We start from the raw sequence: 17,793 nt of genomic DNA, 5'->3' as shown, positions 1-17,793 counted from the left end.
CCGGATCCTTTCACCCGGTCGTTGCGCGAGCGAGGAACGAGCGAGACGAAACGCGACGAGTCCGCCCTAGAGCTGGTGGCCGAGCTTGTACTCGCCCTGCTTCCAGCTGGGCAGCTCCTCGTCCTTCTCGTCGGGGCGGGTGTACGAGAACCCGTCGGCGCCGATCGTGACGGCCATCTCGGACTCGTCCGTGCGGGCGACGACGAGCTGCGGGTTGCCGTCGAGGTCGAGCACGAGGGAGGCCTCGGTGTACCAGGACGGCACCACCGGGTTGCCCCACCAGTCGCGGCGCTGGTTGTCGTGCACGTCCCAGGTGATGACGGGGTTGTCGGGGTCGCCGGTGTAGTAGTCCTGCGTGTAGATCTCGACGCGGTGGCCGTCGGGGTCGCGCAGGTAGAGGTAGAACGCGTTCGAGACGCCGTGGCGGCCGGGTCCGCGCTCGATCGCGTCCGAGCGGCGGAGCGCGCCGAGCTTGTCGCAGATCGCGAGGATGTTGTGCTTCTCGTGGGTGGCGAACGCGACATGGTGCATGCGGGGGCCGTCGCCGCCGGTCATGGCGGTGTCGTGCACCGTCGGCTTGCGGCGCATCCAGGCGGCGTAGACGGTGCCGCCCTCGTCCTGGATGTCTTCGGTGACGCGGAAGCCCAGCGACTGCATGAAGTTCACCGCGCGGGGCACGTCGGGGGTGACCTGGTTGAAGTGGTCCAGCCGCACCAGCTCGCCGGGGGTGTGCAGGTCGTAGCGCCACGAGAGACGCTCGACGTGCTCGGTCTGGAAGAAGAACTCGTAGGGGAATCCGAGCGGGTCGGTGACCCGCACCGAGTCGCCGATGCCCTTGACGAAGCCGTTCGGGCGGCGCTCGACGCGGCAGCCGAGCTCCTGGTAGAACGCGACCGCCCGGTCGAGGTCCTCCGGGGTGCGCACTCGGTACGAGAACGCGGCGACGGCGGCGACGGGGCCCTGACGCAGCACGAGGTTGTGATGGATGAACTCCTCGGTCGAGCGCAGGTAGATCGCCTCGTCGTCCTCTGCGGTGACGTAGAGCCCGAGCACGTCGACGTAGAACGTGCGCGACGCGGCGAGGTCGGTCACGACGAGCTCCATGTAGGCGCAGCGCAGGATGTCGGGGGCCGGGCTCTCCGGCGTCGGTACCGGGTTGTCGGTGTGGATCGGCGCCTCCTGGCTCACGTAGAAGCCCGAGGAGGTGAGGGTCATGTCGTCACGGTGGGTCATGTCGCGTCCTTGCGTGTGCGGATGGTCGGGGCGTCTGCCTCGGCTCAGGCCTTGCCGAAGGTCGGGTTGTGGGCGGGGCCGAGGGTGATGTGCACGGCCTGCTGGTCGGTGTAGAAGTCGATCGAGCGGTAGCCGCCCTCGTGGCCGAGGCCGGAGGCCTTGACGCCGCCGAACGGGGTGCGGAGGTCGCGGACGTTGTTCGAGTTGAGCCACACCATGCCGGCCTCGATGGCCTGCGAGAAGTTGTGGGCGCGCTTGAGGTCGTTCGTCCACACGTACGCGGCGAGGCCGTACTTCACGCCGTTGGCGAGCTCCAGCGCCTCTTCGTCGGAGTCGAACGGGGTGATCGCGACGACCGGGCCGAAGATCTCCTCCTGGAAGATGCGGGCGTCGGGTGCGACGTCGGCGAACACCGTCGGACGCACGAAGTTGCCGCCGTCGAACCCGTCGGGGCGACCGCCGCCGGCCACCAGCCGCGCCTCGCCCTTGCCGATCTCGATGTAGCTCATCACCTTGTCGTAGTGCTCGGGGTGCACGAGCGCGCCGACCTCGGTGGCGGGGTCGTGCGGGTACCCGACGACCACGCGCTCGGCCTGGGCCGCGTAGCGCTCCACGAACTCGTCGTAGACGGCGCGCTCCACGAGGATGCGCGAGCCGGCGGTGCAGCGCTCGCCGTTGAGCGAGAAGACGCCGAAGATGGTCGCGTCGATCGCGGCCTCGAGGTCGGCGTCGGCGAACACGACGGCCGGGCTCTTGCCGCCCAGCTCCATCGACAGGCCCTTCAGGAAGGGGGCGGCGTTGCCGAAGATGAGCTGACCGGTGCGGCTCTCGCCGGTGAACGAGATGAGCGGCACATCGGGATGCTTCACCAGGGCGTCGCCGGCGTCTTCGCCGAGGCCGTTGACGAGGTTGAAGACGCCCTGCGGCAGCCCGGCCTCCTCGAAGATGCCCGCCCACAGCGAGGCCGACAGCGGCGTGAACTCGGCGGGCTTCAGCACGACGGTGTTGCCCGTCGCGAGCGCGGGGCCGAGCTTCCACGACTCGAGCATGAACGGCGTGTTCCACGGCGTGATGAGGCCGGCGACGCCGATGGGCTTGCGGTTGACGTAGTTCATCTGGCGGCCGGGCACCTTGTAGGCGTCGTCGGCCTGCGCCACGATCAGGTCGGCGAAGAACCGGAAGTTCTCGGCGGCGCGACGCGCCTGCCCGAGCGCCTGGGTGATCGGCAGCCCCGAGTCGAACGACTCGAGCTCGGCCAGCCGGGCGTCGCGGGACTCGACGATGTCGGCGATGCGGTGCAGCACGCGCGAGCGCTCGCGGGGCAGCATCCGCGGCCAGGGCCCCTCGGTGAACGCGCGCCGTGCGGCGGCGACGGCCCGGTCGATGTCGGCCTTCTTGCCGGCGGCGGCCTGCACGTAGGTCTCGTTGGTGACGGGATCGAGCACGTCGAACGTGTCGCCGTCGGCCGAGTCGACGAACTCGCCGTCGATGTAGTGCTGGATGCGGGTGGGGAGGCCCTCGGGCAAGTGCCGCGTCGCCGCGGCGGCGTCAGGCGCTTCGCTTCCGGGACGGGTCGTGGTGGTGTCGGTCATTGCTTGCTCCTTCGTCGGAGGTCGTGGTCCGGATGCCGGGGGCGCCGGCATCCGGAAGGTTCAGAACGCCGGGAGGCCGAGGGCCTCGTCGGGGTGCTCGTGGATCATGTAGGCGTCGAGGGTCGCCGAGCGATGGCGTCGCGCGGCCTTCTCGATCTCGCCGAGGGGAGCGCCGGTCTCGATCAGCTGCAGGATGTTCTCGTGCTCGCGCACCGACTCGGCGGCGCGGCCCGGCACGAAGCTGAAGGTCGAGTCACGCAGGTGGCCCAGCCGGCCCCACTCGGCGTCGACGAGCTCGAGCATCCGCGGGTTCGCGCACTTCGTGAACAGCGCCGCGTGGAACTCCTGGTTCAGCCCGGTGAACGCCCGCGGGTCGAAGTGCTCGAGGGTCTCGATCATGAGCTCGTTGATCCGCCGCGCCGCGCGGATGTCGTCGGGCGTGAGTCGGCGCGCCGCCAGCGCGGTGGCCGCTCCCTCGAGGATCGACAGCGCCTGCATGCTGAACCGGTACTGCGAGTCGTCGACCATCGACACCCGCGCGCCGACGTTGCGCTCGAACGTGACGAGTCCCTCGGCCTCGAGCTGGCGGATGGCCTCGCGCACCGGCACGACGCTCATGTCGAGCTCGCCCGCGATGCTGCCGAGCACCAGCCGGTACCCCGGGGTGAACACCTGGTTGGCGATCCGCTCCTTCACCCAGCGGTACGCGAGCTGCGACTTGCTGAACGTCGTGGCGGTGTCGGGAGTCATCGTCCGGCCTCCCGGTCTTCGACCGCTGCAGTTGCCTGCGGCCGCTGCGTCTGGGTCGCCGGGCGTTCGCCGGAAACTGCCGCGCTCGCCTCTCGCGACGCCTCGAACTGCGCCCGCCATTCGGCGTTCATCGGGAAGAGCCCGTCGACCGGATGCCCCTCCGCGACGCGCTCGGCGATCCACGCGTCCTCGTCCTCCTGGGCGAGCGCCGCGTCGACGACCTCCTCGACGATCGCGGGCGGGATCACGACGACCCCGTCGGCGTCGCCGACGATGACGTCGCCGGGCTGCACGGTCGTGCCGCCGCATGCGATCGTCAGGTCGGCGTCCCACGGGACGTGCTTGCGGCCGAGAACTGCGGGGTGCGCGCCGGACGAGTACACCGGGATGCCGACTGCCGCGACGGCTGCGGCATCCCGCACCCCGCCGTCGGTGACGATGCCGGCGGCGCCCCGCGCATGCGCGCGGATCGCCAGGATGTCGCCCAGCGTGCCCGACCCGGCCTCGCCGCGTGCCTCGATCACGACGACCTCACCGTCGCCGACGGCGTCGAACACGCGCTTCTGCGCGTTGTAGCCGCCGCCGTGGGCGGAGAACAGGTCCTCGCGGTTGGGGACGAAGCGCAGCGTGCGCGCCGTGCCGACCAGCTTGGATGCCGGATGCAGCGGCCGCACGCCGTCGATGTGCACGTTGTTCAGCCCGCGCTTGCGCAGCTGCGCCGAGAGCCCGGCGACGGGAACGGCTTCGAGCTTCGCGCGCAGCTCGGGGGAGAGCCCCGCGGTCGTTGAGCGAGCTTGCGAGTCGAAACGCGCTTCGGCTCGGTCGTTCGTCGGTTCCGCGCGGGCTCCGGTCGTTGAGCGAGCTTGCGAGTCGAAACGCGCTTCGCCTCCGTCGCTCGTCGGCTCGGCGCGTTTCGTCTCGCTCGTTCCTCGCTCGCTCAACGACCGCGTCCCTCGCTCGCTCAACGACCGGGCGGCGGCCTCGCGCGAGCCCCACGCCTCGGTGCGCTGCAGGTCGTCGGCCTCAGGGAGCGAGCCGAGGTCGGCGTCGAAGTCTGCGACGCCCTGGACGACCGTCGTCACCAGCCGGCCGGAGGACGGCCCGCCCGGGACGTCGACCTCCACTTCGACGACGTCGCCGGGCTGCGCGACGGACGAGCCGGCGGGGGTTCCGGTGAGGATCACGTCGCCCGGCTCCAGGGTGAAGTGCTGCGACAGGTCGGCGACGAGCTGCGCCAGCGGGAAGAACATGCCCGCGGACGTGTCGTCCTGGACGAGGTCCCCGTTGAGCCAGGTGCGCACGCGGAGCGCGTCAGGGTGCACGAGGCGGGCGTCGATGAGCGCCGGGCCGATCGGGGTGTAGCCGTCGCCGCCCTTCGACCGCACGTTGGAGCCCTTGTCATTGGCGCGCAGGTCGTACAGGCCGAAGTCGTTGGCGGCGGTGACCGCGGCCACATGCGACCAGGCGTCGGCGAGCGCCACGTGCCGGGCCGCCTCGCCGATCACGAGCGCGATCTCGCCTTCGAAGGCGAGCAGCTCGGTGCCGGCGGGGCGCTCGATGGTGCTGCCGGATGCCGCGACCGAGCTCGACGGCTTGAAGAAGTACGACGGATGCTGCGGCCGGCGCCCGCGCTGGTCGGCACGCGACGCATAGCTGAGGTGGACGGCGACGATCTTTCCCGGGCGCGCGGGGAGGGCCGCGAACCGCGGATCCGCCGGGGGATCCGCCGCACCCGACGGGGCGGCATCCGTGATCTCGTCCATTCGAGCTCCCTCACTCTTGCGTCGTATCCGAAATCGTATATGATCGTGCAGCATCCGGCAACCAACCCCGAAACACCGCCGGAGACGACGACGTCAGCCCCCGACACAGGAGTCACCATGAGCACATCGCAACCCGAGGCGGGGTTCACCCCCACCGGAACCATCGCCGCATCCGTCGACCGCCGCCGGGTCGTCTTCGCGACCGTCGTCGGCACCACCGTCGAGTGGTACGACTTCTTCATCTACGCCACGGCCGTCGGCCTGGTCTTCGGTCAGCTGTTCTTCGCGCCGCTCGGTGCGAACAGCGCGATCGTGGCCTTCGCCACCGTCGGCGTGAGCTTCCTGTTCCGCCCACTCGGCGCCTTCCTCGCCGGCCACTTCGGTGACAAGTACGGTCGCAAGGTCGTGCTGATGTGGACGCTGATCCTGATGGGCGCGGCGACCGCGCTGATCGGGGTGCTGCCCACCTACGAGGCCATCGGCATCTGGGCGCCGATCCTCCTGGTGCTGCTGCGCATCCTGCAGGGCATCTCGGCCGGCGGCGAGTGGGGCGGCGCGGTCCTCATGGCCGTCGAGCACGCGCCGCGCACCCGCCGCGGCGCCTTCGGCGCATCGCCGCAGATCGGCGTTCCCCTCGGCCTGCTGCTCGCCTCGGGCGTCATGGCGCTCATGGCGATGATCGCCCCGGGCGACGCGTTCCTCGTGTGGGGCTGGCGCGTGCCGTTCCTCCTCAGCGTCGTGCTCATCCTCGTCGGCTACTACGTGCGCCGCCGTGTCGAAGAGAGCCCCGTGTTCGCCGAGCTGGCCGAGCGCAAGGAGAAGGCGCGGATGCCGATCGTCACGCTCTTCCGCAAGCACGCCCTGCTGGTATTCATCGCCGCGCTCGTGTTCGCGGGGAACAACGCGGTCGGCTACATGACGACGGGCGGCTACATCCAGGGATACTCGACCAACCCCGAGGGTCCGCTCGCGCTCGAGCGGGGTCCGGTGCTCTGGGCCGTCGCCGGCTCCGCGGTGACGTGGCTGCTGTCGACGCTGGCCGCCGGGTTCGTGTCGGACCGCATCGGCCGGCGGACGACGTACATCATCGGCTGGATCATGCAGCTCGTCGGCGTCTTCCTGCTGTTCCCGCTCGTGAACACGGGGAACATCTGGCTGCTGTTCCTCGGCCTTGCGATCCTCACTTTCGGCCTCGGCTTCACGTATGGACCGCAGGCGGCGCTGTACTCCGAGCTCTTCCCGGCATCCATCCGCTTCTCGGGGGTCTCGATCTCGTACGCGATCGGCGCGATCCTGGGCGGCGCGTTCGCCCCGACCATCGCGACGGCGCTCGTGCAGGCGACCGGCTCGACGCTGTCCGTCACGTGGTACCTCGCCGGCATGACGGTCGTCGGCCTGCTCGCCACGCTGCTGCTGCGCGATCGCTCCGGCATCCCGCTCGGCCCCGACCACGAGGCGGAGCAGTCGGTCAGCCCGATCTACGGCATGGCGAAGGCCTGACCTTCTCCGTCCCACTGCTCGCCTGTCACGAAGTGCGGCCCACGCCCACCATTCGTGACAGGTGAGCGGTTGGGCCTCGGGCCGGGCGTCAGCGGGTGCGCATGCCGTCGAGGGCGACGGCGACCACGTCGTGCGCGAGGCGGTCGCGGTCGACCGGGCCGGTGGGGCGGTACCACTCGACGATCGAGTTCACCATGCCGAAGAGCAGGCGGGTGGCGACGGCGCCGTCCACGTCGGCGCGCACCTGACCCGCGCGCTGAGCCTCGACGACGAGCGCGGTGACCCGGTGGTCGAATGCGCGCCGCCGCTCGAGCGCGGCGCGCTCCACGTCGCTGTTGCCGCGGACGCGGAGCAGCAGGGTGACGTGGGGCAGCTTGTCGACGAGCACCCGGACCGCACCGCGCAGCACCGCACCGAGCCGCTCGGCGGGGTCGTCGACGGCGGCATCGGGGGCGTCGAGCACTCCCTCGAGCCCGTCGAGGGCCTCGTCGAGCGCAAGGGCGAGCAGCTGCTCCTTCGAGTCGAAGTGGTGATAGAGCGCCGATTTCGTGAGGCCGAGCCGTGAGGCGAGGTCGGCGACCGACGTGGCGTCGTAGCCCTGCTCGTTGAACAGCGTCACGGCGACCGTCAGCACCTGGTCGCGGTCGTAGCCCGGGCGCCCGCGGCGGGCGGGGAGGGGCTCGGCGGTCGCGGACATGCGCCCAGTCTGGCACCGGTCTGCACAGGATCCGCGCAACGGAGGGATATTACTGAACGATCGGTCAAGTATTATGGTCGCGACCGCGATGGAGCGGATCGAGAGGATGCCGATGCCAGCGTCGAGTGCAGGGCCGCTGCAGATCCAGCGCCGCGCGGACCGCGTCGTCGCCACGCTGACGCGACCCGAGGTGCGCAACGCCATCGATCAGGACATGATCGACCGGCTGCACGAGCTCTGCGGCGAGCTGGAGCGCGAACCCCGCACCCTGATCCTGACCGGCTCCGACGGCGTGTTCGCCTCGGGAGCCGACATCGCACAGCTGCGCGAGCGCCGCGCCGCCGACGCCCGCCGCGGCATCAACACCCGCGCGTTCCAGCGGGTGCGCAGCCTCCCGATGCCGGTGATCGCCGCGATCGACGGCTACGCGCTGGGCGGTGGGGCCGAGCTCGCCTACGCGGCCGACATCCGCATCGGCACGCCCGCACTCCAGATCGGCAACCCCGAGACCGGCCTCGGCATCATCGCCGCCGCGGGTGCCACGTGGCGCCTGCCCGAGATCGTCGGCGAAGCGCGGGCAGCCGAGATGCTGCTGACCGGACGGATACTGGATGCCGGCACCGCCGTCGCCTGGGGACTCGTGTCGTCGCTGTACGAGCCGGCCGATCTGCTCGCGGCCGCCCACGCGATCGCCGACCGCATCGCGCGCAACGATCCGCTCGCGACGCGCTACACGAAGACCGCCCTGCGGGCGCCGCGCACCGCGCACCCCGAGATCGAGCTCGAACTGCAGGCGAAGCTCTTCGAGAGCCCCGAGAAGGAGCGGCGCATGGCCGCGTTCCTCGAGAGCCGCAAGCGATGAGCGTGCCGGAGCGCGTCGGCGTGATCGGCGGCGGCCGCATGGGCGCGGGCATCGCGCACGCGTTCGTCCTCGCCGGCGCCGAGGTCGTCGTGGTCGAGCGTGACGCCGAGGCGGCGGCTGCGGCGTCCGCTCGCCTGCTCGACACGGTGCGGCGCAGCGTCGAGCGCGGCGCAACCGACCGCGACGTCGACGCGCTCGCCTCGGCGATCGGGACGGCGACGGATGCCGCAGCTCTCGCCGGCTGCCGGCTGGTGGTCGAGGCGGTGCCGGAGGAGCGCGACGCGAAGGTCGCGGCCCTCACGCGCGCGGAGCAGGTTCTCTCGCCCGATGCCGCGCTCGCCACCAACACGTCGTCGATCTCCATCGACGACCTCGCGTCGGTGCTGGCCCGGCCGGAGCGCTTTCTCGGGCTGCACTTCTTCAACCCCGTGCCCGCTTCGCAGCTCGTGGAGGTCGTGACCGGGGCCGCCACCGAGCCGGACCTCGTCGACGAGGCGAGGACGTGGATCGAGGCTCTCGGCAAGACGCCGATCGTCGTCCGCGACAGCCCGGGCTTCGCGTCGAGCCGCCTCGGCGTCGCGCTCGGCCTGGAGGCCATCCGGATGCTCGAGGAGGGCGTCGCCTCGGCCACCGACATCGACGCGGCGATGGAGCTCGGCTACCGGCATCCGGTCGGGCCGCTGCGCACGACCGACCTCGTCGGCCTCGACGTGCGGCTCGGGATCGCCGAAGAGCTGCACCGACGGCTGGGGGAGCGGTTCGCGCCGCCGCTGCTGCTGCGGCGCCTCGTCGCCGAGGGACATCTCGGCCGCAAGAGCGGCCGCGGCTTCTACGAATGGAGTGAACAGCGATGATCGAGCAGACAGGGACCGTCGAGCGGCCGGGCGCCATCGAGCCGTCCCCGACCGGCATCCTTCCCAGCTATCTCCGCGACGAGTGGTGGAGTCCCGACACCGGCGACGATGCGACCCCGGTGCTCGATTCGTCGACGGGTGAGGTCGTCACGTATCTGAGCACGCAGGGCGTCGATCTCGCGGGCGCGATCGCCCATGCCCGCACGGTCGGGCAGGCGGGCCTCGGCGCGCTGACGTTCCACCAGCGGGCGCTGCTGCTCAAGCAGTTCGGCATCGCGCTCACCGCGCGCAAGGAGGAGCTGTACGAGCTCTCCAAGCGCGCCGGCGCCACGGTGCGCGACTCGCTCAACGACATCGACGGCGGCATCGGCGTGCTGTTCACGTATTCATCGAAGGGGCGACGTGAGCTGCCCAACACGCAGGTGTACCTGGACGGCCCGGTCGAGTCGCTGTCGAAGGACGGCTCGTTCCTCGGCCGCCACGTCTACACGCGGCTGCCGGGTGTCGCCGTGCAGATCAACGCCTTCAACTTCCCGATGTGGGGCGCGCTCGAGAAGTTCGCCCCGGCCTTCCTCGCCGGCGTGCCGACGATCGTGAAGCCCGCGTCGCCGACCGCGTACGTCGCCGAGGCGTGGGTGCGCATCCTCGTCGAGACCGGACTCCTGCCCGCCGGGTCGCTGCAGCTGGTGAGCGGCGCGGTGCCCGGCCTGTTCGACCACCTCGGGCTGGGCGACCTCGTCGGCTTCACCGGCAGCGCGTCGACGGCCGAGCGGCTGCGCGCGCAGGCCGCGCCGGGGCTGCGGTTCACGAGCGAGACCGACTCGATCAATGCGTCGGTGCTCGGGCCCGACGCGGTGCCGGGCACGCCGGAGTTCGACGCGTACGTCACGCAGCTCCTGGTCGAGCTGACGACGAAGGCCGGTCAGAAGTGCACCGCGATCCGCCGCGCCATCGTCCCGTCCGACGCGGTCGCCCCGCTCGTCGAGGCGCTGCGGCAGAAGATCGCCGAGCGCGTCGTCGTCGGCGATCCCCACGCGGAGTCCGTCACGATGGGACCGCTCGTCTCCCCTGCGCAGCGCGACGAGGTGCTGCGCGCCGTCGACGCGCTCGAGGCCGCCGGCGGGCGGATCGTGCTGGGAACGACGGACGCGCCCGACGTCACGCGCGCGGACGGCTCCACGGGGCCTGCCCCGGACGGCGCGTTCGTCGGCCCGATCCTGATCGGGTTCGACGGTGAGGCGGCCGCGCTGCCCGACGCGGTCCACGACGTCGAGGCGTTCGGCCCGGTGGCGAGCGTGCTGGCGTACCGGACAGTGGAGGAGGCCGCCGACCTCGTCGGTCGCGGCGGCGGATCGCTCGTCACGAGCATCGCGACGTCCGACCCCGGCGTGGCGGCGACGCTCCTCGCGCGCACCGCCGCGTACAACGGGCGACTGCTGTTCCTCGACCGGGACGACGCCCGCACCTCCACGGGGCACGGCGCGCCCGTGCCGCACCTCGTCCACGGTGGGCCGGGCCGCGCCGGCGGAGGGGAGGAGCTCGGCGGCATCCGTGCGGTGCTGCACCACATGCAGCGCACCGCGGTGCAGGGCTCGCCCGCGATGCTGACGGCGCTCACCGGCGTCTGGCACCAGGGGGCGGCATCCCGCTCCGACCGCCACCCGTTCCGCAAGTCGCTCGCCGAGCTGGCCATCGGCGACCAGCTCGCGTCGCCGTCGCGCGCGGTCACCCTCGACGACATCGAGACGTTCGCGAACTTCACGGGCGACCGCTTCTACGCCCACATGGATGAGGAGGCGGCGGCCGCCAACCCGTTCTTCCCCGGTCGCGTGGCGCACGGCTACCTGCTCGTGTCGTGGGCGGCCGGGCTCTTCGTGGACCCGGATCCCGGTCCGGTGCTGGCGAACTACGGGCTCGAGAACCTGCGCTTCATGACGCCGGTGTCACCCGACGACGAGATCCGTGTCGTGCTGACCGCGAAGCAGATCACCCCGCGCGAGACCGACGACTACGGCGAGGTGCGGTGGGACGCCGTCATCCTCAACCAGCGCGACGAGATCGTCGCGACCTACGACGTGCTCACGCTGGTCGCCAAGACCGCGGAGGGCGCCGCGGCAACCGGAGATCCCGTACCGGCAGAGGTCGGAGCGTGAGCGAGCCTACCGACCACTTCGCCGGGGAACGGAGCATGCTGCAGCGTGACCGCGCATCGGCGGCGCTGGGCATGGTGGTCGAGCGCGACGTGCCGGGCGAAGCCATCGTGTCGATGCGCGTGCGCGACGACATGACGAACGGCTTCGCGATCACGCACGGCGGAATGGTGTTCGCGCTCGCCGACACGGCGTTCGCGATGGCGTGCAACGCCGTGGTCACGGGTGAAGAGGGCGCGGATGCCGACATCACGGTGGCGGCCGGCGCCGACATCTCGTTCCTCAAGGCGACGCGCGCCGGGCAGACGCTGACCGCCCACGCGCGCCGCCGCGCGCTCGCCGGCCGCAGCGGGCTGTACGACGTGACGGTGACCGACGAGACCGGGGATGTCGTGGCGGAATTCCGCGGGCGCTCCTTCACCACGCGGCCGTCGGGCTCCGACCGCCCCGGCGCCGCCGGCTGACGGTGGCCGCGGTATCCGTCCTGGGTTAGACTTACTGAACGAACGGTCTGTAATCCTTCGACAGGCTCAGGAGCCGCGGAGGACAGGCTCACGAACCGGAACGGAGTCGATGATGACGACCGATGTGCTGATCGACGAGGCTGCCGAGCAGGCGGCCTTCGACGCGATCATCGAGGCGGATTCGCGCATCGAGCCTCGCGACTGGATGCCGGCCGCGTATCGCAAGACCCTGATCCGGCAGATCTCGCAGCACGCGCACTCCGAGATCATCGGCATGCAGCCCGAGGGCAACTGGATCACCCGTGCGCCGAGCCTGAAACGCAAGGCGATCCTGATGGCGAAGGTGCAGGACGAAGCCGGTCACGGGCTGTATCTGTACTCCGCCGCGCAGACCCTCGGCATCACCCGCGACGAGATGACCGAGCAGCTCATCGAGGGCCGCGCGCGCTATTCGTCGATCTTCAACTACCCGACGCCGACCTGGGCCGACATGGGGGCGATCGGCTGGCTCGTCGACGGCGCGGCGATCTGCAATCAGGTGCCGCTGTGCCGTGCCTCGTACGGCCCGTACGGCCGGGCGATGGTGCGCATCTGCAAGGAGGAGTCGTTCCACCAGCGGCAGGGATTCGAGATCCTGCTGACGCTCATGCAGGGAACGCCCGCGCAGCGACGGATGGCGCAGGATGCCGTCGACCGCTGGTACTGGCCCTCGCTCATGATGTTCGGGCCTCCCGACGACGAGTCGCCCAACTCGGCGCAGTCCATGGCGTGGAAGATCAAGCGGTTCTCGAACGACGACCTGCGGCAGCGCTTCATCGGGATGCTGGTGCCCCAGGCCGAGGTGCTGGGCGTGACGCTCCCCGACCCCGAGCTGCGGTGGGACGAGAAGGCGGACCGCTGGCACACGAGCGAGATCGACTGGACGGAGTTCCACGAGGTGCTCGCCGGCCGCGGGCCGATGAACGTCGAGCGCATCCGGCACCGCCGGACCGCGCACGAGGACGGCGCCTGGGTGCGCGAGGCGGCCGCCGAGTACGCGCGCAAGCAGGCCGGCATCCGGTCGTTGAGCGAGCGAGGAACGAACGGGAACGAGGTGGCGCGATGACGACGTCAGGCGCCTCGCCGCGCGAGTCATGGCCCCTGTGGGAGGTGTTCGTCCGCGCCGGACGCGGCCTCAGCCACGTGCACGCGGGCTCGCTGCACGCACCCGACGCCGACTTCGCGCTCCGCAATGCCCGCGATGTCTACACGCGCCGGAGCGAGGGCACGTCGATCTGGGTGGTTCCCGCCGATGCGATCACGACGAGCGACCCCGACTCCAAGGGCGCGTTCTTCGAGAGCCCCGCCGGCAAGAACTACCGCCACGCCACGTACTACACGGCGTCCGAGGGGGTGCCGCACCTGTGATCCACGTGCATCCCGACGGGCGGGGAGTTTCGTCTCCGCGTTTCGACTCGCAGGCTCGCTCGACGACCGCAACACCGCCGGTCGTTGAGCGACCGAGGAACGAGGCAGACGAAACGTCGCGACCCGATCTCCGAGACGACGCGCACGGCGAGGTGACCGTCGAGCGCGTGGAGCTGTCGGCCGAGCTCGCGGGGGGTGAGGGCCGCGCCGCCACGCCTGACGTCGCCGAGTACGCGCTCTGGCTGGGCGACGACGCGCTGATCCTCTCGCAGCAGCTCGGCGTGTGGATCGCACGAGCCCCCGAACTCGAAGAGGACGTGGCACTCGCCAACATCGCGCTCGACCTGCTCGGACACGCGCGCTCGTTCCTGCGCTACGCGGGCACCTACGACGACCGCACCGAGGACGACCTCGCGTACTGGCGCGAAGAACCGGAGTTCCGCTGCGCCTGGCTGTTCCAGCAGCCCAACGGAGACTTCGCGCAGACGATGGCTCGCCAGCTGGCGGCATCCGTCTACCTCTTCGAGCTGTACACCGCGCTGCAGAACTCGTCCGATGAGACGCTCGCCGCGATCGCGGCCAAGGCGGTCAAGGAGGTCGAATACCACCGCGACCACGCCGTGCAGTGGACGCTGCGCCTGGCCGGCGGTACCGACGAGTCCCGCCGCCGCATGATCCGCGCGGTGGGCGACGTCTGGCCGTACGTCGGCGAGCTCTTCCGCGACGAGCCGCTCATCGACCGGCTCGACGACGTCGCGGTACGGCCGTCGACCCTGCAGCCGGCGTTCGACGCCGTCATCGCCGCGGTGTTCGCGGACGCGCAGCTCGAGCTCCCGTCCGCACCGATGTCGTCGGCGGGCGGTCGCCACGGTTCGCACTTCTCGACCCTGGGGTACCTCCTCGCCGAGATGCAGGTGCTCGCCCGGCAGCATCCGGGGGTGACATGGTGACCGGCTCCGCAGCTTCCCCCGCCCGCCTTGTACCGTTTGCAGGATCGGCGGGCTCGGCGGCGCGCACATCCGCGGAATCCCGCGGGTCCGCATCGGCGCCGGCGGTGGCGATCCTGCGCACGGTACGCGTGGAGGCCCAGACAGGGGGAGCCGAGGATGCCGCTGATCTCAGGGCGCGCGCGTGGGCGGTGGCGGCATCCGTTCCCGATCCCGAACTGCCGGTGCTCACCATCGAGGATCTCGGGGTGCTCCGTGACGTCGTGGTCGACGGCGCACACGCCACGGTGACGATCACGCCGACGTACTCGGGATGCCCGGCGATGGACGCGATCCGCGACGACGTCATGCTCGCCCTGACCGCGGCCGGATTCGACGACGTCGACGTGCGGCTCGTGCTCGCACCCGCCTGGACGACGGACTGGATGACGGATGCCGGCAAGCGCAAGCTCGTCGACTACGGCATCGCGCCGCCGACCGGGCGTGCCGGGGCCACCGGCCCGATCCGCCTGGCGCTGTCGGTACGGTGCCCCCGCTGCGGTTCGCTCGACACCCGCGAGATCGCCCGATTCGGCTCCACCTCGTGCAAGGCGCTGTACGAGTGCCGCGCCTGCCTCGAGCCCTTCGACCACTTCAAGGTGCACTGATGGATCGAGACCATCCGCCAGGGTCGAACCACGGGGTCTCGGCGGGGGAGAACCAGCGCATCGCCGAGACGCTGCTCACGACCGCGGTGGGCGGTCCGCGTGGCAGCCGGCACCGTGCGCGCTTCCACACACTGCGGGTGGCCGCCGTCAGGCCGCTCACCGACGCCTCGGTCGAGGTGACGTTCGCGATCCCGGAAGAGGTGCGCGGCGAGTTCGACTACCTGGCGGGACAGCACGTGGCGCTGCGCACGATGCTCGACGGCCACGAACTGCGCCGCTCGTACTCGCTGTGCCGAGCGGAGGATGCGGGCGGCGGCGGCGACGGTCCCCGCACGATCAGCGTCGCGATCAAGCGCGATCTCGGCGGACGCTTCTCGACGTGGGCGCAGACCGAGCTGCACGCGGGCGACGAGATCGACGTGATGAGCCCGCAGGGCACGTTCACCTCGAAGCTCGCCGACCTCGACGGCGCGCACGTCGCCGGCATCGCGGCAGGGTCGGGCATCACGCCGTTGATGGCGCTCGCCGCGACGGTGCTCGCGCGGTCCGACACCTCGCAGTTCACCCTCGTCTATACGAACCGCTCGAGCCTCGACGTGATGTTTCTGGACGAGCTCTCGGACCTCAAGGATCGCTACCCGACGCGGCTCGCCCTGCACCATGTGCTGTCGCGCGAGCAGCGCACCGCACCACTGCTGTCGGGCCGCATCGACGAGCCGCGCCTGCGGCGCATCCTCGAGGAGCTCGTGCTGCCCGACACCGTCGACGAGTGGTTCCTCTGCGGGCCGTTCGAGCTCGTCCAGCTCTGCCGCGACACGCTCGCCGACATCGGCGTCGATCCCGCGCACGTGCGCTACGAGCTGTTCACGACCGGCGAGGGGGAGCGGGCCGAGCCCGCGGCCGGCCGGCCGGTGGTGGTCGCCGAGGATGAACCGGTGCGTCGCATCGAGTTCACCCTCGACGGCCAGTCGCAGGCCGTCGACAGCCCGGTGGCCGCGCACGAGTCCATCCTCAACGCGGCGCTGCGCGTGCGCCCGGACGTGCCGTTCGCGTGCGCCGGCGGCGTCTGCGGCACCTGCCGCGCACGGCTGCTGCAGGGCTCGGTGACCATGACCGAGAACTACGCGCTCGAGCCCGACGAGCTCGAGCGCGGTTACGTGCTCACCTGTCAGTCCCATCCCACGACCGACACCGTCGTGGTCGACTACGACGTCTAGGAGGACGAGTTGATCGAGCTTTCCATCGCCGGCGATGTGGCCGAGGTCGTGCTCAATGCGCCTGAGAAGCTCAACGCCCTGTCGCTGCGCGAACTGGGAGAGATGGATGCCGCCTACCGCGCGGCCGAAGACGCCGGCGTGCGGGCTCTACTGCTGCGAGCCGAAGGCCGGGCCTTCTGCGCCGGTCGCGACATCGCCGGCGTCGACCCCGAGACCGACGATGTGCCCGAGTACCTCACGGGCGTCGAGACGCTCATGCGGCGGATCGCGGCGTTCCCCGCTCCGACGTTCGCGGCTGTGCACGGCGCATGCCTCGGAGTGGGGCTGGGACTCGCCATCGCGACCGACGTCGTCTACGTCGCCGACGACGCCAAGATCGGATCGCCCTTCGCGAGCCTCGGCGCGATGCTCGACTCGGGCGGTCACGCGCTCCTCTACGAGCGGCTCGGAGCGCATCGCGCGCTCGACCTGATCTATACCGGCGAGCTCATGAGCGGCGCCGAGGCCGTCGCGGCCGGACTCTTCAGCCGCGCCATGCCGGTCGAGGAGGTGTTCGACTTCACGCAGCAGCGGGCGTCGGTCGCGGCATCCGGCCCCACCGCCGCCTTCGTGGCGTCGAAGCGCCTCATCGCGCGTCTGCGGGGTGAGCGCCTGTGGGATGCCGTCTCCGAAGAAGCACGCGGGCAAGAGGCGCTGCGCACCACCGCCGACTACCGCGAGGGGTTCCAGGCCTTCCAGCAGAAGCGCCGCCCCGACTTCCGCGGTGAGTGACCCTCACGATCCGGCGTCCAGGGGGTCGCGTTGCGTGGGTTCGCTCGGTGGGATGCCGCGTGTCGTGACACCTGAGCCGCGGGACGGGGGAATCGGGGGTCGCGTTGCGTGGGTTCGCTCGGTGGGATGCCGCGTGTCGTGACACCCGAGCCGCGGGGTCGAAGGATCACGCGACGTCGAAGGATCACGCGAGGTCGGAGCTCGTCCGCTCGGCGATGAGTGCGGCAACCCCCGCCAGCAGGCGCTCGATGCCGAAATGCAGCGCTGCGTCGCGGTCGCCGTCGCGCGCGGCGTCGGCGAAGGCGGCCGACGTGCGCGGATAGTCGGCGGAACGCGCCGCCAGCACCGGCCCCAGCTGGGCGGCGAGATTCTGCTCGGGATGGGGTCCTTCCGCCTGCTGCCGCACCATCGACTGCGCATGGCCGGCCAGGAGCGCCAGCAGGTCGAGTCGCTCACCGCCGCCGAGCGGCAGCTCGCTCATCGCCTCCAGCCCCCGCTCGTACCACGCCAGCTCTCCCGGACCGGGAACGTGAGGACGCTGGGCGAGCGTGACCGCCCAGGGGTGCGCAACGGCGCGCTCATGCAACGCCAGCGTCCACGCCGTCAGCGCTGCGCGCCAATCAGCGTCCGATGATGCGGGCGGCCCGCCGAGGGACCGGTCGAGGAGCACCGCGTCGAGCTCGGTGCGTCCCGGAACGTAGCGGTACAGCGCCATCTTGGCGGTTCCGAGCCGTTCCGCGACGCGCTGCATCGTGACGGCATCGAGTCCGTCCTCGTCGGCGATCGCCGTCGCCGCGGCCACGATCGCGTCGATCGTGAATTTCGGTCGCGGGCCGCGCCTGCCCACGGCCGGCTCGTGCCACAGGAGCTGCACGGATGCCGCGACGCCGTCCTCATGGGATGCCATGCCGACCTCCTTCGAGTATTGCGTCCAGCGTA

At 71.1% G+C, this 17,793-nt stretch carries 16 protein-coding genes and 1 pseudogene; 11 read left to right on the top strand and 6 right to left on the bottom strand.

Annotated features, from left to right (window positions below):
- Positions 1-66 precede the first annotated feature (66 nt).
- The 4 genes and pseudogenes from hpaD to MRBLMI12_RS20205 form a co-directional block, all read right to left on the bottom strand.
- Positions 67-1,233: a 3,4-dihydroxyphenylacetate 2,3-dioxygenase gene (gene hpaD, locus MRBLMI12_RS20220; protein ID WP_363357968.1), complete on the bottom strand. Its 1,167-nt coding sequence runs from the start codon at positions 1,231-1,233 to the stop codon at positions 67-69.
- 44 nt (positions 1,234-1,277) lie between these two features.
- A complete protein-coding gene (gene hpaE / locus MRBLMI12_RS20215; RefSeq protein ID WP_363357967.1) occupies positions 1,278-2,825 on the bottom strand; it encodes a 5-carboxymethyl-2-hydroxymuconate semialdehyde dehydrogenase in 1,548 nt (515 codons plus the stop codon).
- 60 nt (positions 2,826-2,885) lie between these two features.
- Positions 2,886-3,575 carry a GntR family transcriptional regulator gene (locus MRBLMI12_RS20210; RefSeq protein WP_363357966.1) on the bottom strand — a complete coding sequence of 230 codons (690 nt, stop codon included), beginning with the start codon at positions 3,573-3,575 and terminating at the stop codon, positions 2,886-2,888.
- A 92-nt stretch (positions 3,576-3,667) separates the two neighbouring features.
- Positions 3,668-5,338 (bottom strand): annotated as a pseudogene (locus MRBLMI12_RS20205) (fumarylacetoacetate hydrolase family protein); the annotation flags it as partial.
- A 117-nt stretch (positions 5,339-5,455) separates the two neighbouring features.
- On the opposite strand from MRBLMI12_RS20205, the gene MRBLMI12_RS20200 reads away from it, so the two are divergent.
- Entirely contained in the window at positions 5,456-6,838 is a 1,383-nt protein-coding gene (locus MRBLMI12_RS20200) for an MFS transporter (RefSeq protein ID WP_363357964.1), read from the top strand.
- 88 nt (positions 6,839-6,926) lie between these two features.
- Here the strand turns inward: MRBLMI12_RS20200 and MRBLMI12_RS20195 are convergent, their stop codons facing one another.
- Positions 6,927-7,535, bottom strand: coding sequence for a TetR/AcrR family transcriptional regulator (locus MRBLMI12_RS20195; protein WP_349426687.1), 609 nt, complete (start codon positions 7,533-7,535; stop codon positions 6,927-6,929).
- Between the two features lie 112 nt (positions 7,536-7,647).
- Here MRBLMI12_RS20195 and MRBLMI12_RS20190 point away from each other — a divergent pair, with 112 nt between their 5' ends.
- The 10 genes from MRBLMI12_RS20190 to MRBLMI12_RS20145 all read left to right on the top strand — a co-directional run bounded on the left by MRBLMI12_RS20190 (position 7,648) and on the right by MRBLMI12_RS20145 (position 16,854).
- Positions 7,648-8,397, top strand: a complete 750-nt coding sequence (locus MRBLMI12_RS20190; protein WP_404908957.1) for an enoyl-CoA hydratase/isomerase family protein — start codon at positions 7,648-7,650, stop codon at positions 8,395-8,397.
- Entirely contained in the window at positions 8,394-9,251 is an 858-nt protein-coding gene (locus MRBLMI12_RS20185) for a 3-hydroxyacyl-CoA dehydrogenase family protein (protein WP_363357962.1), read from the top strand. Before MRBLMI12_RS20190 ends, MRBLMI12_RS20185 begins: the two co-directional genes overlap by 4 nt.
- Positions 9,248-11,404 carry a phenylacetic acid degradation bifunctional protein PaaZ gene (gene paaZ / locus MRBLMI12_RS20180; RefSeq protein WP_363357961.1) on the top strand — a complete coding sequence of 719 codons (2,157 nt, stop codon included), beginning with the start codon at positions 9,248-9,250 and terminating at the stop codon, positions 11,402-11,404. The genes MRBLMI12_RS20185 and paaZ overlap by 4 nt, the downstream gene beginning before the upstream one ends.
- Before the next feature lie 35 nt (positions 11,405-11,439).
- Complete coding sequence (locus tag MRBLMI12_RS20175; RefSeq protein WP_414686242.1) at positions 11,440-11,865, top strand: hotdog fold thioesterase; 426 nt, start codon at positions 11,440-11,442, stop codon at positions 11,863-11,865.
- 112 nt (positions 11,866-11,977) lie between these two features.
- A complete protein-coding gene (gene paaA, locus MRBLMI12_RS20170; RefSeq protein ID WP_363357959.1) occupies positions 11,978-12,970 on the top strand; it encodes a 1,2-phenylacetyl-CoA epoxidase subunit PaaA in 993 nt (330 codons plus the stop codon).
- The gene (gene paaB, locus MRBLMI12_RS20165) at positions 12,967-13,272 is read left to right on the top strand and encodes a 1,2-phenylacetyl-CoA epoxidase subunit PaaB (protein ID WP_363357958.1); all 306 of its coding nucleotides are present in this window, start codon (positions 12,967-12,969) and stop codon (positions 13,270-13,272) included. The genes paaA and paaB overlap by 4 nt, the downstream gene beginning before the upstream one ends.
- A 152-nt stretch (positions 13,273-13,424) precedes the next feature.
- The gene (gene paaC, locus MRBLMI12_RS20160; RefSeq protein WP_404908969.1) at positions 13,425-14,222 is read left to right on the top strand and encodes a 1,2-phenylacetyl-CoA epoxidase subunit PaaC; all 798 of its coding nucleotides are present in this window, start codon (positions 13,425-13,427) and stop codon (positions 14,220-14,222) included.
- Between the two features lie 128 nt (positions 14,223-14,350).
- Positions 14,351-14,866 carry a 1,2-phenylacetyl-CoA epoxidase subunit PaaD gene (gene paaD, locus MRBLMI12_RS20155; RefSeq protein WP_363358243.1) on the top strand — a complete coding sequence of 172 codons (516 nt, stop codon included), beginning with the start codon at positions 14,351-14,353 and terminating at the stop codon, positions 14,864-14,866.
- Positions 14,866-16,083: a 1,2-phenylacetyl-CoA epoxidase subunit PaaE gene (gene paaE / locus MRBLMI12_RS20150; RefSeq protein ID WP_363357957.1), complete on the top strand. Its 1,218-nt coding sequence runs from the start codon at positions 14,866-14,868 to the stop codon at positions 16,081-16,083. The genes paaD and paaE overlap by 1 nt, the downstream gene beginning before the upstream one ends.
- A gap of 9 nt (positions 16,084-16,092) precedes the next feature.
- Positions 16,093-16,854, top strand: a complete 762-nt coding sequence (locus MRBLMI12_RS20145; RefSeq protein WP_363357956.1) for an enoyl-CoA hydratase/isomerase family protein — start codon at positions 16,093-16,095, stop codon at positions 16,852-16,854.
- Between the two features lie 184 nt (positions 16,855-17,038).
- Here MRBLMI12_RS20145 and MRBLMI12_RS20140 read toward each other — a convergent pair whose 3' ends face one another.
- Complete coding sequence (locus MRBLMI12_RS20140; protein WP_363357955.1) at positions 17,039-17,761, bottom strand: TetR/AcrR family transcriptional regulator C-terminal domain-containing protein; 723 nt, start codon at positions 17,759-17,761, stop codon at positions 17,039-17,041.
- Positions 17,762-17,793: the final 32 nt, after the last annotated feature.

The sequence above is a fragment of the Microbacterium sp. LMI12-1-1.1 genome, assembly GCF_040676455.1.
Classification (GTDB): domain Bacteria; phylum Actinomycetota; class Actinomycetes; order Actinomycetales; family Microbacteriaceae; genus Microbacterium.
Note: the sequence above shows the minus strand (reverse complement) of the source record. Positions and strands in the feature narration are given on the sequence as shown.